Here is a 15,644-nt window from a genome sequence, read left to right as displayed (position 1 = left end):
ACAAGATAGGTCCCCAAAATAGTCCCCGAATGTCCCCCAATTCATCATAAGACAATGAATCACGTTGAAGTAGATAAATGAAAAACTCAATGGTTATAGGGTTTTTATTACACAATGATAGACAATGAATTGTCATCCGTATATACTGTGTATATACAGTTAGAAAATCAGGGCGGTGTGACCATGAAAATAATCATAAGTAATGCAAGTGACAAGCCGATTTATGAACAAATTACGTTGCAATTGAAAAATGCGATGGTAAAAGGGGATTTAAAGTCAGGGGAAGCATTGCCTTCCATCAGAATGTTAGCAAAGGATTTGAAGATTAGTGTCATGACGACGAAACGTGCATATTCCGATTTGGAGAAGGACGGTTTTATTGAAACAGTACCAGGGAAAGGTTCTTTTGTAGCAGAACGTAATCGTCAGTTTATGTTAGAAGAATATCAACGAGAAATTGAGTCGCACTTGCAAAAAGCGTTAGATCTTGCAAAAACAGCAGGAATCGATCGTCAAGATTTAATAGAGATCCTAAATTTCTTGGGGGAGGAGAATATTCATGAATAGCATTGAAGTAAAAGGCCTATCGAAGAAATATAAAGAATTTCAAATCGAGGATGTTTCACTAACATTACCTAGAGGTGTCATTATGGGTTTCATCGGTGAGAATGGGGCAGGTAAGACAACTACTATTAAATGTATCTTAAATTTATTGCAAAACGATACAGGAGAAATACGGTTATTCGGAAAAAAATTAGAGGAAGCCGAAATTGAAATAAAAGAAGAAATCGGTGTAGTCTTTGATGATATTTTATTTCCGGAACCGTTAAACCCAACTAAGATAAATCACTTTATGAAGAAACTATATAAAAATTGGGATGTCAGTTACTATTTTGAACTACTAGAAAAATTCCATGTACCGCTAAAGAAAACAATGAAAGAGCTGTCACGCGGGATGCGTATGAAGCTATCCATTGCCGTAGCATTAGCGCATCATCCAAAACTTTTAATATTAGATGAACCTACAAGCGGTTTGGATCCGATTGTACGTGATGAGATATTAGAACTTTTCCAGGACTTTATGCAAGATGAGTCTCATAGTATTTTATTTTCATCACATATCACTACAGACTTAGAGAAAATTGCAGACTATATTACATTTATCCATGAAGGTAAAATTCAGTTCAGTGAAGAGAAGGACTATTTACTTGAAGAGTATGCCATTTTCCGAGGAGATGATCAGGAGCTTAAAGCGATACCACCAACCGCTATTAAAGGTATTCGTCGAAATGCCTATAGTGTCGAAGCGCTGGTGAAGAGATCTGAAGTAAATACTATCTTCTCTCTTGAGAAACCGACAATTGAAGAGGTTATGTTATTTACAGTGAAAGGGGGGGCTCTAAAATGATGGCATTGATTCAAAAAGATTTGATGGTCATACAAAAGCAAATGAAAGTAATGCTTGGCTTGTTTTGTTTAATGTTAATCGTAAGTTATTCGTTTCAAAATGTAGCTTTTTTCAGTACTTTTATCGTCTTCATTATGATGCAAGTAATGACTGCCTTCACTTACGATGACATGTCAAATTGGGGAAGATTTGCAAACACGATGCCAGTGAAAATGCACCAGCATATATTAAGTAAATATGTTTTAGCATTGATATTGACAGGGATAGGCTTAGTTTTCTCTCTACCTCTACTTTTTATTGGAGGGGACTCAATACTCAACGATAAAAAGGCAGCGAGTTTTATCCTTTTAGGGATCTTGACATTATGTTTAATCCTATTTTCAATCGTGTTACCTGTGTTTATTAAATTAGGACCAAATATGGGGCGGATTATTTTAGTCGCCATTTTCTTGCTTCCAACTTTTGTATACCTTTTAGTAGATGATTATTTTAATTGGACGATACCATCGATGAAAACGATTGAAACCTTTATCTATTTTGCGCCAATTGGTGGGTTATTAATTATGGTTATTTCTTATCTACTATCAGTACAAATTTATGTGAAAAAGGAATTTTAGGGGGTACCAATGAGGGGATTACTTCAGAGAGATTGGTATATAAATAGGATTCATTGGTGGTTTATAGTAGCATCTTTTACATTAATAATTTCTATAGCATTAATCAGTGAAGGGCCATTTGCAATATCATTATTTGGTGCTCCTTTAATGGGGCTATTTTTTATAGTAAATACATTTGCAATTGATGAGAAAGCAAATTGGCAGCAATTCGCTAACATTTTACCAATTACAAGAGAACTGTATGTGAAATCTCGCTATGTAATGTCCTTTTGGATTAATACAATTACGCATATCAGTACATTTTGCATTGCGTTTCTGCTCAATCTAATGGAAAAAGAGCTGTCACTATTTTTATTAATATCAGCAACTTCAGTAAGTTATGGTGTGTTTATATTTATATTTGTTTTTTATCTGCCTGTTGTTATAAATAAAAGCACTCAATTTGCACAGTGGATATTAATTATTGTGCTATTGATAATTAGTGCTTCTGTATTACCATTGTTATTATTACTAATTGTAGCTGAAACTGTTCCATCCATTTTTGTTTTTCTGACTGTACCAGTAATTGCACTATTACTGTTTTATATTTCTTATAGAATTTGCGTATATAAATATAACGAAAAGGATTTATAATAAAAGAATTTTCGTCAAAAGAGAATAAGAATATGAAATATTAAAGGGCATTTCTATTACAGGAGAATGCTCTTTTAATATATAGAAATGTTTAAAAAAACTAACCTTAATATAAAGACTTACTGTTCTAAATTAAATCGTCGTATTTAATAAAAAGAATATATTTTACAAACTAAAATCGATAAATACGATCTACAATTCTCATGAAATCCCAATAATGATTACGTACAAGATATAATTTTTAACAGTCTTTTTAATGGTTTTGGTAAACGAAAAATAAGTATTGTTAATATGCATGAATACGCTGATAGCTCTAGAATAATATTGTATTAACATTAAATAAACTCAACATTTAAACAGTGGTTTAATGATAAATTATGTTAATAAAGTAAATAAAAAAATATATTGACAATTAATATTTCGGATTATATATTGTATTTAGTACCAATTTTCAGAATATAAAAAAGGTATTGATATTTCTTTAATTTAACTTGTACCTACAACCTGTTGACCTAATATAGGCATGCGTAAAAAATTCCCTATACTACTATAAAATATATTGTATAATAATAGGAATTGAAAACGGTTGCAAGGGAATGAGGTACATAGAATGGTTAGGTTAAAAGAAATAGCAGAACATGTTGGTGTTTCAATTACAACAGTTTCACGCGTTATAAAAAATGATCCGTCACGGAATGTGAACCCTGATACGAAGAAGAAAATATGGAAGGCAGTTAAAGAGCTAGGTTATATTCCAAATGAATATGCAAGACAACTCGTATCATCTTCAGCTCAAGAGAAGAAACGTACAAAGAGGATTGCTTGGCTCGCAAGTCCGCGTTTAGCGGAGACTAACCCGTACTTTTCTAAAATTTATTCAGGCATTAATGAAACATTAAATGACGCGGGCTACACTTTATTGTTAATAAGCAATGAAGATTTAGAAGATGATGTACTTTTTCATCAAATAATCCGAGAAAAAGAAGTAGATGGTGTATTACTAATTGATGAGGTTGACGAAGAAAAACTCACTGAAATTAAGGATTTGATTCCAGTCGTTGGAGTGGACTTTAACTATAGTGATCATGCAATTTCTACTGTGGATTATGATAGGGAAGAAGCTGCGTATCAAGCTGTTGAACATTTAATTAAAAGAGGTCATGAAAAAATTGGTTTCATCGGCGGTGGAATTGGAATTGAAATGACGAAAGAAAAACGTTTCAAAGGATTTAAAAAGGCAATGAATGATTTTGAATTAGCAATTGAAAAGCACTGGATCATTAATTCTGATTGGTGCATGGAACAAAGTTATCTGGCAGCAAAAAAAATATTAAGTGAGACAATAAATAACCGTCCTACCGCGATTTTTTGTGCAGGTGATTTACTTGCAATAGCAGCAATGAGGGCTGCACATGAACTTGAACTTAATATTCCAGGTGATATTGCATTCATAGGAATTGATAATAACGAAATGGCACAATACATTGTTCCTGCGTTATCTACTATATCGGTTCCACAATATGAAATGGGTGTAATTGCAGCAAAAACGTTAATGAGTCAAATAGAAGATAATCCGAATATGGCGTTAAAAACCTTATTACCATTCGAATTATTAGTTCGCCAGTCTACATAACAAATCGTCAATTAATTTTTAAAACTCTTTGGGAAAACGTTTTCCGGAAATCAGGAAATATTCCCCCGTTATTTAAATAATTAAAAAATAGATGAGGTGTAAAAATGAAAAAAGTAAGAATTGGTGTCATTGGTGCAGGTTTACGAGGTGGACTTGCTCAATACTGGCACAAACCAGAAGGTGAATCAGAAGTTGTTGCACTCGCTGATCTATCCCAAGAACGATTAGACAAGTTTCAAGAAAAAATCGGCTCACCGTTATTTTTAACAAAAGACTACAAAGAATTATTGACTCGTGATGATATCGATGCAATCGCAGTATTGTCTCCAGATTATTTACATGAAGAACATGTAATTGCGGCTCTTGAAGCTGGAAAACATGTGTATTCTGAAAAACCACTTGCTATTACGGTCGAAGGTTGTGACCGAATTATTGAAGCTTGGGAAAAATCAGGGAAGCATTTAATGGTTGGTTTCAACATGCGTTATATGAGTATGTACCAAACTATGAAAGATATTATTGATTCTGGTGCTATCGGCGAATTGAAAACGATTTGGGTTCGTCACTTCGTAGGATTTGGTGGTTATTTCTATTACCACGATTGGCACGGGAATTCAAAGAATACAACTTCTCTACTATTACAAAAAGGTTCACATGATCTGGACGTTATCCATTGGATTTCAGGAAAGTACGCGACAAAAGTTTCGGCATTTGGCTCACTTGATTATTACGGAGGGGACAAGCCAAACACTTTAACATGTCCAGAGTGTGATTTAAAGAATACATGTCCTGAGTACGTTCCACATACATTTACGGAATGTGCATTCCGAGAAGAAATTGATGTTGAAGACAACAATATGCTTATTATGGAACTTGAGGGCGGCATTAAGGCATCATATCTGCAATGTCACTTTACACCAGATTATAACCGTAACTATACGTTCATCGGTACAGAAGGTCGTATAGAGAACGATGATGTAAACGACAAAATTTACCTAAAAACACGTAAAACTAACACAGTGAAAGAGTTTAGTAATGTCACATACGAAATGAAACCTGAAGAAGGAAGTCATGGCGGAGCAGATCCGAAAATTGCACAAGATTTTGTTGAATTAATCTTACGCAATAAACAACCACTTACAACTCCATTTGCTGGAAGAATGAGCGTAGCAGTTGGATGTGCAGCTACTGAATCTATCCGTTCAGGTGGTAAAGTAGTCAACATTTCTCAAGAATCTACTATCGTACACAGTTAATATGTTTGTAAGAAAAGGGGTGTGACCATGACTAAACTGGATGAAGGTGTAGGTTATGTAGATGAAATAAAGAAAAGTGAAATAAAGAAGCCGTTAAAAAATAGACCTAAAGTGAAGAAAAACGCTCGAATTGAATGGAAAAAATCATTCAAGAAAAACTGGGAGCTTTATCTATTACTTACACCTGTTATTTTATACTTTCTTGTATTTCATTACTTTCCTCTTTATGGTCTACAGATCGCATTTAAAGATTTTATCGCGACGAAAGGGATTACGGGGAGTCCTTGGGTAGGATTTAAACACTTTGAGAGATTCTTTGATAGTTATTATTTCTGGAGACTTATTAAAAACACTGTAGGAATTGGACTATTCACACTTTTAGTTTCATTCCCAGTTCCTATCATTCTAGCTCTTATGCTAAATGAAGTGAAAAGCTTACGATATAAGAAATTTGTTCAAACAGTAATTTATGCACCGCATTTCCTATCAACAGTTGTTGTCGTTGGGATGCTACTCTTGTTCTTGAAATCAGATGGACTTGTCAATCAAGTGATTATGTTATTTGGAGGCAATTCAATTGATTTTATAACAGAGCCTGGTTGGTTTAAAACGCTGTTTGTATTCTCTGATGTATGGCAAACAATGGGTTGGAGCTCAATTATTTATATTGCAGCACTCGCTGCGGTGGATCCCGCTCAACACGAAGCAGCAATGATTGATGGTGCTTCTAAGTTCCAAAGAATTATTCATATCAACATTCCAGCAATTATGCCTACAATTGTTATTCTATTCATTTTGAATGCAGGATCAGTTATGGCAGTAGGATTTGAAAAAGTATATCTTATGCAAAATGATTTAAATATGTCGACGTCTGATGTTATCTCAACTTTCGTATACCGAAGCGGTATCTTGGAAGCTCAATATAGTTTCTCAGCTGCAGTTGGACTGTTCAACTCGCTCATTAACTTCATCATGCTCATCATGGTAAATCAAATTGCGAAAAAAGTGAATGAGACAAGTCTATGGTAAGGGGTGACTAAATTGAGAGAAACGAAAACAGATCGCGCGTTTAATATATTCAACATTGTATTTCTTGCAATTGTCGCTTTACTAGTAATCTATCCATTGGTTTTTGTTCTCAGTGCATCTCTTAGTAACCCACAGTATGTTTTATCAGGTGAGCTGTGGTTATGGCCTAAAGAATTTACATTAGATGCATATGAAAAGGTATTCAAGAACGAGGATATTATTAATGGTTTTGTGAACACGTTGAAATATACAGTATTTGGTACTATCCTGAATGTTATCATGACCATTTTAGCGGCATATCCGTTGTCACGTAGAGATTTAAAGGGACGCGGATTCATCATGGCATTTATCGTTTTCACAATGTTCTTTAGTGGGGGGCTTATCCCGACATATTTACTTATTCGTGATTTAGGAATGTTAAATACGTTTTGGGTTATGGTCATTCCGAATGCTGTTGCAGTCTGGAATATTATCATAATGCGTACGTTCTTCCAGTCTATTCCTCATGAGTTAGAGGAGTCGGCAATGATTGATGGTGCAGGGAATTTCAAAATTCTTTGGAGTATTGTACTTCCTTTATCGTTCCCTGTAATAGCTGTAATGGTACTTTTCTATTCAGTAGGCCATTGGAATTCATACTTCCAAGCATTAATCTATTTGCAAGATCAAGATAAGTTCCCACTTCAATTGATTCTTCGACAAATACTGATTCAAGGTCAAACTGATGACATGATTAAAGCAACTTCTGAAAGCTTTTTAGCTCAACAACTAAGTGTTGAAGGGTTGAAATATGCAGTACTGATTGTGGCAAACTTGCCAATGCTTATGCTTTATCCGTTTTTACAACGATATTTTGTAAAAGGGGTTATGATTGGATCACTTAAGGGGTAACAAAGAAAACAGATATACGAGGGGGAGATTGTATTGAAGAAGAGGTATTTTGCTGGTATTGTGACAAGTCTATTATTAACATCTAGTATTTTAGGAGCATGCTCTAGTGATGAAGGAACAACTGGAAAAAGCGAGAATGTAGATAATGTTAATAAAACAGGTATGCCTATTGCTAAAGAAAAAATCGAAGTAGATGGTTTTGGAGCAAAATTCTTTGCATCACAAGATTGGAACAAATTGATGCTTTGGGATGAGTATGCGAAAAAGTCAAATATTGAAGTGAACTGGAAAACAGTACAAACTGAGGCTTTAGCTGAGAAAAGAAACTTAATGCTTGCAGCAGGAGATTACCCAGAATTATTCTTTGCATCAGCTTTTCCTAAAACAGATTTGGTTAAATACGGACAGCAAGGAGTGTTTCTACCATTAAATGACTATATTGATGAATATGCACCAAATTTCAAGAAAATTATGGATGAATATCCATCAGTGAAACAAGGCGTTACAATGGCAGATGGCAATATTTACGGCTTCCCTACAATCTATGACCCGAAATTTGAATCGCTTCGTGCTGGGACACCTTGGATTAACCAAGAGTGGTTAGATAAATTAAACTTAAAAGCGCCAGAAACAACGGATGAATTATATAAAGTATTGAAAGCATTCAAGGAAAATGATCCTAATGGCAATGGTAAAGCGGATGAACAAGCTTGGGGTGGTGGATATGGTATTCTTGAATTCATTAATTATTTACGTGGAACGTATGGCTTAAATAAACAAGGAACGATGAATATTAACCTCGACTTTAAAGAAGGAACTGAAGAATTCCGTTTTGTTCCGTCAACGGATGAATATAAAGAATTACTTACATTCTTGAACAAGCTTTATACAGAAGGCTTAATTAACAAAGATGTTTTCACTACAGAACCTCAAACATTTTCTGCTGAAGCATCTAAAGGTAATTATGGTATGTTAAATGAAGTTGACCCTAAAGAATTGTTGAAACTTGATGGTTATGTAGGTATACCAGTTTTAGAGGGTCCTTCAGGAGAACGTGCTTATAACGCAGTTACAAATGGACTTGGAAACCTTGGTATGTTTGTTTTAACTGATAAGGCGAAAAATCCAGAAGCATTAATCCGCTGGATTGATTACCTTTACGGTGATGAAGGTACGAAAATGTTCTTCATGGGCTTCGAAGGTGTAACTTATGAAGAAGATAAAGATGGTAATTTCAAATATCTACCAGAAATTACAGATAATCCAGACGGTAAAAATATGGACCAAGCGATCAGTGAATTTTTAACTTGGCCAGGTGGATATTACCCTGGGATTGTAAAACAGAAATACTTCCAAGGTGCTGAAGCAAAAGAAAATACAATTAAAAACGCTGAGCAAGTTCGCCCATATCGTATTAAAGACGAAGATATTCTGCCAGGACTGAACTATACACTTGAAGAAAGTGATAAAGTTAGTGCAATCTTGACAGATATTCAGACATATGTTGATGAAATGGCTGCAGGCTTTATAACAGGTAAACAAGACTTCAGCAAGTGGGAAGACTACAAGAAGACTCTTGATAAAATGCAATTACAAGATTATCTTAAAACTGCTCAAGGAGCATACGATCGCACTAAAGGTGAAAAGTAAATTTAAAATTGCTCATACAAGGACCTCCTTGTATGAGTTTTACCCTTTAAGGGAGGTAGTATAATTGAACATGAACGGATGGATAGGGAAGCTCTATTGGTTTGTAGAATTTGTGACGATGTTGGCTGTGCTGCAACTAATGTGGATTGGATTAACTTTACTAGGTCTAATTATTTTTGGTGTATCACCAGCTACTGTTGGACTATTTTCGATAATGAGAAAAAGATTACATGGTCAGGATGATTTAAAAACACTTATCAAAAATTATTGGAAAATATATAAAGAAGAGTTTATTAACTCAAATAAGATTGGTGTTATTTTAATTGGTATTGGTTATTTTTTAATAATCAATTTGAAAATTGTTTTAAATATGAGTGGTAGTTATAGTATTTTAATGTTGACGTTGATTGTCATGATTACGATTTTGTATGCTGTAATGGTAATGAATATATTCCAAGTGTTTGCGCATTACGACCTACCATTCTCTCGTTATTTTTCGACATCTCTTCTATTAAGTATCTCATTTCCACTCCAAATGCTTGGTTCTATTATCGGTCTCTATGTTTTGTATCGAATTTTCTTATTCATACCAGGTTTACTTCCGTTTTTTGGAATAAGTGTAACGATACTATTTCTCACATGGATGTCATCCCAAATTTTTAAATTAAAAGGCGAATCGGATGGTTCTATACAGAAAGAAGATAAAAATAATAAACAGCAATTTGAAGAAGGTACTATATCATGAAAAATATAATATTAATTAACGCAACAGTTGTACTTGAAAAAACAATTGTTCCAAATGGATTTGTTTATATAAAAGGGGAAAAGATTGAGTCTGTTGGTAAGATGGAAGAATGTCCGAAATATAGTGATGTGGACCAAGTGTTTGATTGTACCGGAAAACAATATGTTATTCCAGGTATGATCGATATGCATATACATGGTGCTGCCGGATATGATTTTATGGATTCGACTAAAGAATCTTTTGAAGAAATCGCCTATGCACTTGCAAAAGAGGGTACAACTTCTTTTCTTGCAACAACGATGACAAATCCGATATTACATATAAATGAGGTTATTAAAAATCTAGCAAGCTATATGAAAGAGAATAATCTTTCGGGTGTGGCGGAGATGTTAGGTATTCATGTTGAAGGACCATTTATTAATAAGGAACAAAAAGGGGCTCAACCTGAAGATGCTATTCTAGTACCTAATGTGAGTTTATTTAAAGAATGGCAAACGCTATCTGGAGATAATATTAAAGTTTTAACATTTGCTCCTGAATTAGATAACCATTTTGAATTGCTAAAGGAACTTAAAAGTAACGGTGTTATTCCATCAATGGGTCATACAGATGGTTCTTACGATGAGTGTTTGCAAGCTATAAATCATGGAGTTGAACATGCTACGCATCTTTTTAATGGAATGAGAGGATTGCATCATCGTGATCCGGGTGTAGTAGGAAGTGCACTTTTAAATGATGATATTTTTGTTGAAGTCATTCCTGATGGCATTCATTTTCATCCAGACTTATTGAAAATGGTTGTAAAGATGAAAGGGCTTGAAAGGATGCTCGTAATAACCGATGGAATTCGTGCTAAAGGAATGTCCGATGGGGTTTATGATCTAGGTGGTCAAAAGGTGACGGTTAATGCTGGTAAATGCATTTTAACTTCTACGGGATCACTAGCAGGTAGTATCGTCACGATGAATAATGCACGATTGAATCTAATAAAATGGCTAGGACTTACTATTCACGAACAACTACAAGTCACATCGGCTAATCAAGCTAAGCGTCTAGGTATATACGATATTAAAGGATCTATTCAAGCTGGAAAAGATGCTGACATCGTAGTTCTAGGGGAGAATGGTGCAGTCGAATTGACAATTTGTAGAGGATTAGTTGCTTTTCAACAAAAAGATGTATTCAAATAATGTCAATCTTTGTGAAATGATGATATATTGAAATTATGAAGAAGTAAGAAGAGGATGAGTAACGTATGAAACCGTTAGATCAAAAAAGTATTATTCCATTATATCATCAACTAAAGCAACGTTTAGATGCGCGCATTAGAGGAGGTGAATGGAAGCCGGGTGATAAAATAGATTCTGAAAATCGTTTAATGGAATTGTTTCAAGTAAGTAGAAACACAGCGAAAAAAGCGATTGAAGAATTAGTTCAAGAAGGTACATTGTATCGAGTACAAGGAAAAGGGACTTTTGTTTCGAAACCTAAATTTGAACAGTCACTAGGTGGTTTTTATAGTTTTAGTCGAGTTTTACAAGAACAAGGTCTACATCCAAAAGATCATGTGCTTGAAGTGAAGGAAGTCAAGCCATCAGCAACTGTAAGGCAAGGACTACAGCTTCCAGAAGGTGAAATGGTCGTTGAAATAAAACGACTACGCTGTGCAGAAGACGAACCTATTATTCTTGAATCATCATTTTTGCCAAAATCGGTTATTCAAGATATGTCCGTTTTGCATGAAGTTGGAACGTTTTCTCTTTATGATTTATTAGCTGAACGATATAACGTGGTAGTTGTTCGAGCGAAAGAGGCTTTTGAACCGGTTCTAATTCGAGAGGAAGAAAGTGTACTTTTAGAGACAGAAGTCGGAAAACCTGCTTTACTATTGGAAAGAACAGCCTTTGACACGAATAATCGCCCTGTAGAATTTTGTATTTCAATTGTACGTGGTGATCGTTGTAGATTTTACACTGAGCTTCATTAATACTCATAGAATTTTCTATGAGTTTTTAAATAACTAAAGTTAACCCAACAACCCATCTATTAGGAGGAAGAAATTATGTCATTAGTTACAACGAAAGAAATGTTAAAAGACGCTTACGATAATCATTATGCAATCGGTGCATTCGGTGCGCACAATTTAGAAATTATTAAAGCAGTAATTGCGGGCGCTGAAGCAACTGGTTCACCAGTTATTCTGCAAACTACTGCAAGCACATATAAATATGTAGAAATGCCATATATGATTGCAATGGCAAAAGCAGCTGCCGAACAAGCAAAAGTACCAGTAGCACTACATTTGGACCATGGTGAATCATATGATGTTGTGATGGAATGTTTACGCGCAGGTTATACATCTATTATGATCGATGGTTCAAGACTACCATTAGAAGAAAATATTGCGCTTGTTCGAAAAGTAACGGATGCAGCAAATGCAATCAATGTACCAGTAGAAGCGGAACTAGGAACAATTGGTGGTGTAGAAGATGATCTTGAACTTGAAGAGTCTAAAGCATTTTTCACTGATCCGGTAATTGCTGAACGATTTGTACGAGAAACAGGAATCTATTCATTTGCCCCTGCTTTTGGAACGGCACACGGAAATTATAAAAAAGAGCCTAAGTTACAATTTGATTTACTAGAAGAAATTCAAAAATTAACAAATATCCCTTTAGTTATGCACGGAGCATCGGGTGTACCGGATGCTAGTCTAAGAAAGGCATTAGATTATGGTGTTGCAAAAGTGAACTTCTCAACGGAATTAAAAGACATGTTCGCAGAAGAAGTTCGAGCATTTTTTAAAGAAAATCCAAATGAAAACGACCCACGCAAATATTTCATGCCTGCACGTGAAGCGCTTATTGAATTAGTAAAAACAAAGATTGTTACTTTACAAAAATGATAACAACAATCACGTTAAATGCAGCAATCGATCAAGTCTATGAAGTTGATTCATTAGCTGTTGGAGGTACGAATCGAGTTTCAACCATAATTCAAGAAGCGGGCGGTAAAGGGATTAATGTTGCAAAAGTTCTCAAGCGTTCTGGAGCAGACGTTACTGTCGGTGGGTTTGCAGGTGGTATTAATGGTGAGAGAATTCGTCAGTTACTTTTGAAGAAAAGTATTCCAAGTGAGTTGATTCAAGTAGAGGGTGAAAGCCGTGTCTGCTTAACTGTGCTAGATTCAAAGAAAAGTAAAGTAACAGAATTACTTGAGAGTGGTCCAGAGATTACAAAGCAAGAATGGCAAGCAATGCTCAATTGGATAGATGAACAATCTAAAAGTGTGAAGTGGTTTGCACTATCTGGCAGTTTGCCGAAAGGTTTACCAACAACGGCTTATACTGAACTTATTGATATTATTAATGCAAACGGAGCAAAAGCGATTCTTGATTCAAGTGGAGATGCTTTACGAAATGGCATTAAAGCAAAACCTTTTGCGATTAAACCGAATGAATTTGAAATTGCTACAATTCTCGGCAAAGCAACAGTAAATGAAACTGATCTACTTGATGTAGGAAAACGTTTTGTAGACGATGGAGTTGAGCATGTCTGCTTTAGTTTAGGAGAAAAAGGTGCGATTTTTGTCAATAAAGATGGTTATTTCAAAGCAGATGCACCGAAAGTAGAGGTTGTTAACACAGTAGGTAGTGGAGATGCTTTTGTAGGTGGTTTGTTATATGGATTAGCTAATGGTGAAGAACCTTTAGAAGCTTATAAAAGAGCATTAGCATGTGGTTCAGTCAACGCAATGTATAGCAAAATTGGTTTCATTGATTCGCAACAAGTTGAAGAATTGATGGGGCAAATTACAATCATAAAATTATAGATAGGGGAAAAGAAATATGTATACTTATAAAGAGATAACTGGTCAAGGCGAACAACTTCAAAAGACTCTTGAGATTGTAGAGAATTTAAATCTTGAAATCGGAAATGTAGATCAAGTCTTATTTACAGGATGCGGAACATCCTATTACATAGCAGCTTCAGCAGCTAAGTATTTCCAAACAGTTACAGGAGTATTTGCTTCAGCAATTCCTGCATCTGAATTATTCCTTCATACTTCTTCATGTATAGTACCAGGTAAAAAGTATCTTATTGTTGCAATTTCAAGATCAGGAACTACTTCTGAAATACTTATCGCATTGGATCATTTAAAAGGCCATGCTAACCTTAGCACTATGGCAATTACATGTAACGGTGATACACCGATGGCAACTGCAGCAGATAAAGTAATCGCTCTTGATCATATTTCTGAAAAGAGCGTTGTAATGACACAATCATTCTCAAATATGTTGTATGGCCTACAAGTATTTGCAGCAACACAAGTAAATTCAACTCACAATTTAAATGAGTTAAAACAAGTGCCACAATTGGTTGCAGACGCGTTAACAAAAGAAGACTTAACAAAAGTTGTTGCTGAGGATCTTACTAAAACTCGTATTATCTTCTTAGGATCTGGTTCATATAACGGTATAGCGAAAGAGGCAACACTAAAATTAAAAGAGATGACGCAAACAGAATGTGAAAGCTATTCTAATTTAGAATTTAGACACGGTCCGATTTCAATTGTAGACGAAACTACAGTTGTTATCTTGATGACTCAACTAGAAACAGCTGATTATGATCAAGCATTAGTTAAAGATATTCAAAAACTTGGTGGCCGTGTTCTTACTATTGGGCCAACACCTGAAGGCTTTGAAGCGGACCATATTATAAATTTGACGGATGAAATTAGCGATTTAAATAGACATGGAATTTATGTCCCATATCTGCAATTACTTGCGTATCAACGTGCGATTCATCTTGGATATAATCCAGATAAGCCTCGTAACCTTACTCAAGTTGTTAAATTGTCGTAATTGGATGGTGAATGAGAATGGAATACATTTTAGCAGCCGATGTTGGAGGAACTAAACTAGCAACAGCTTTATTTCGCAAAGATGGTACCATTGTGGAAGAGAGCGTAATACAAAGTGAAAAACAAGACGGTGAAAAACTATTCCATTCACTAGTAGATTCTTTTAAGAATCTACTAGTGAATTCATGTGTTTACATGGATGATGTGATGGGGATTGCATTGGGAATTCCCGGGATTGTAGACTCAGAAAAAGGCATCGCAGTTTTTCAAAATAATCTACCATGGAGAGATTTTCCACTATCAGATAGACTAGCTATTGAGTTTCCAGAAACTAAGATTAAAATAGACAATGATGTGTATATGGCTACTTGGGGAGAGTATACGAACCGAGGATATTCTAAAGAGTCCATGGTTTATGTGACGCTGAGTACAGGCATTTCTTGTTGTTCGATTCATCAAGGAGAGTTTTTACGAGGAGCAGGCATGGCAGGAGAAATTGGGTTTAGTCTCACAGACAATCCAGAGACAACGCTTGAACCTCTAGTTTCTGGTCCTGCATTGGAATCAAAAGGACGAGAGCATTTTAATAATACTACATTAAAATTACATGAAATGATGGAATTATATTATCAAGGTGACGATGCAACCGTTTCTATCATAAACGAGGCAGTTACTTCGTTAGCTAAAGAAGTACATCATATTATGGTTTTTTTAGATCCGCACTGTATCGTTCTTGGAGGTGGTGTTTTCAATCATCATCCTGAACTGATCAAGGCAGTTAAGAATGAGGTCGGAAAGTATCTTAGCCATCCATTACTAAAAGGCAAAGAAGAGCGTATTGAAGCAAGCATATATAAGGACGAAGCTGTATTACGTGGTGTTGCCTCAACAATAATAGAAGAAAAAAGATAAAAAATTA

Annotated in this window: 16 protein-coding genes; all 16 read left to right on the top strand. The window is 35.1% G+C overall.

All coding sequences use genetic code 11. The features are described 5' to 3' along the window. Positions 1-183 precede the first annotated feature (183 nt). The 16 genes from BK137_RS08340 to BK137_RS08265 all read left to right on the top strand — a co-directional run bounded on the left by BK137_RS08340 (position 184) and on the right by BK137_RS08265 (position 15,637). A complete protein-coding gene (locus tag BK137_RS08340; protein ID WP_038181317.1) occupies positions 184-567 on the top strand; it encodes a GntR family transcriptional regulator in 384 nt (127 codons plus the stop codon). Beyond that, positions 560-1,408, top strand: coding sequence for an ABC transporter ATP-binding protein (locus BK137_RS08335; RefSeq protein WP_038181320.1), 849 nt, complete (start codon positions 560-562; stop codon positions 1,406-1,408). Before BK137_RS08340 ends, BK137_RS08335 begins: the two co-directional genes overlap by 8 nt. Then, positions 1,405-2,025: an ABC-2 transporter permease gene (locus tag BK137_RS08330; protein ID WP_038181323.1), complete on the top strand. Its 621-nt coding sequence runs from the start codon at positions 1,405-1,407 to the stop codon at positions 2,023-2,025. The genes BK137_RS08335 and BK137_RS08330 overlap by 4 nt, the downstream gene beginning before the upstream one ends. Before the next feature lie 9 nt (positions 2,026-2,034). Next, complete coding sequence (locus BK137_RS08325; protein ID WP_038181326.1) at positions 2,035-2,658, top strand: ABC-2 transporter permease; 624 nt, start codon at positions 2,035-2,037, stop codon at positions 2,656-2,658. Positions 2,659-3,268: 610 nt separating this feature from the next. Further along, positions 3,269-4,291: a LacI family DNA-binding transcriptional regulator gene (locus BK137_RS08320; RefSeq protein ID WP_038181329.1), complete on the top strand. Its 1,023-nt coding sequence runs from the start codon at positions 3,269-3,271 to the stop codon at positions 4,289-4,291. Positions 4,292-4,395: 104 nt separating this feature from the next. Beyond that, positions 4,396-5,547, top strand: a complete 1,152-nt coding sequence (locus BK137_RS08315; protein WP_038181330.1) for a Gfo/Idh/MocA family protein — start codon at positions 4,396-4,398, stop codon at positions 5,545-5,547. 27 nt (positions 5,548-5,574) lie between these two features. Further along, complete coding sequence (locus BK137_RS08310) at positions 5,575-6,576, top strand: ABC transporter permease (protein WP_038181333.1); 1,002 nt, start codon at positions 5,575-5,577, stop codon at positions 6,574-6,576. Positions 6,577-6,588: 12 nt separating this feature from the next. Beyond that, positions 6,589-7,467, top strand: a complete 879-nt coding sequence (locus BK137_RS08305; RefSeq protein WP_038181336.1) for a carbohydrate ABC transporter permease — start codon at positions 6,589-6,591, stop codon at positions 7,465-7,467. Positions 7,468-7,500: 33 nt separating this feature from the next. After that, complete coding sequence (locus BK137_RS08300) at positions 7,501-9,117, top strand: extracellular solute-binding protein (RefSeq protein WP_038181339.1); 1,617 nt, start codon at positions 7,501-7,503, stop codon at positions 9,115-9,117. 70 nt (positions 9,118-9,187) lie between these two features. Beyond that, positions 9,188-9,862, top strand: coding sequence for a YesL family protein (locus tag BK137_RS08295; RefSeq protein ID WP_235175709.1), 675 nt, complete (start codon positions 9,188-9,190; stop codon positions 9,860-9,862). Further along, positions 9,859-11,052, top strand: coding sequence for an N-acetylglucosamine-6-phosphate deacetylase (gene nagA, locus BK137_RS08290; protein ID WP_038181342.1), 1,194 nt, complete (start codon positions 9,859-9,861; stop codon positions 11,050-11,052). Before BK137_RS08295 ends, nagA begins: the two co-directional genes overlap by 4 nt. Positions 11,053-11,117: 65 nt before the next feature. Beyond that, on the top strand, positions 11,118-11,849 hold the full coding sequence (locus BK137_RS08285; protein ID WP_038181344.1) for a GntR family transcriptional regulator: 732 nt from the start codon (positions 11,118-11,120) through the stop codon (positions 11,847-11,849). Positions 11,850-11,924: 75 nt separating this feature from the next. Beyond that, positions 11,925-12,767 (top strand): class II fructose-bisphosphate aldolase, encoded by an 843-nt coding sequence (locus BK137_RS08280; RefSeq protein ID WP_038181347.1) that lies wholly within the window; start codon positions 11,925-11,927, stop codon positions 12,765-12,767. Next, entirely contained in the window at positions 12,764-13,693 is a 930-nt protein-coding gene (pfkB, locus tag BK137_RS08275; protein ID WP_038181350.1) for a 1-phosphofructokinase, read from the top strand. Before BK137_RS08280 ends, pfkB begins: the two co-directional genes overlap by 4 nt. Positions 13,694-13,709: 16 nt before the next feature. After that, a complete protein-coding gene (locus tag BK137_RS08270; RefSeq protein WP_038181352.1) occupies positions 13,710-14,726 on the top strand; it encodes an SIS domain-containing protein in 1,017 nt (338 codons plus the stop codon). A 17-nt stretch (positions 14,727-14,743) separates the two neighbouring features. After that, a complete protein-coding gene (locus BK137_RS08265; RefSeq protein ID WP_143691031.1) occupies positions 14,744-15,637 on the top strand; it encodes an ROK family protein in 894 nt (297 codons plus the stop codon). Positions 15,638-15,644: the final 7 nt, after the last annotated feature.

The organism is Viridibacillus arenosi (assembly GCF_001955655.1).
In the GTDB taxonomy this organism is placed as follows: domain Bacteria; phylum Bacillota; class Bacilli; order Bacillales_A; family Planococcaceae; genus Viridibacillus; species Viridibacillus arenosi.
The sequence above is the reverse complement of the archived record's forward strand: the minus strand, read 5'-3'. Positions and strand labels throughout refer to the sequence as shown.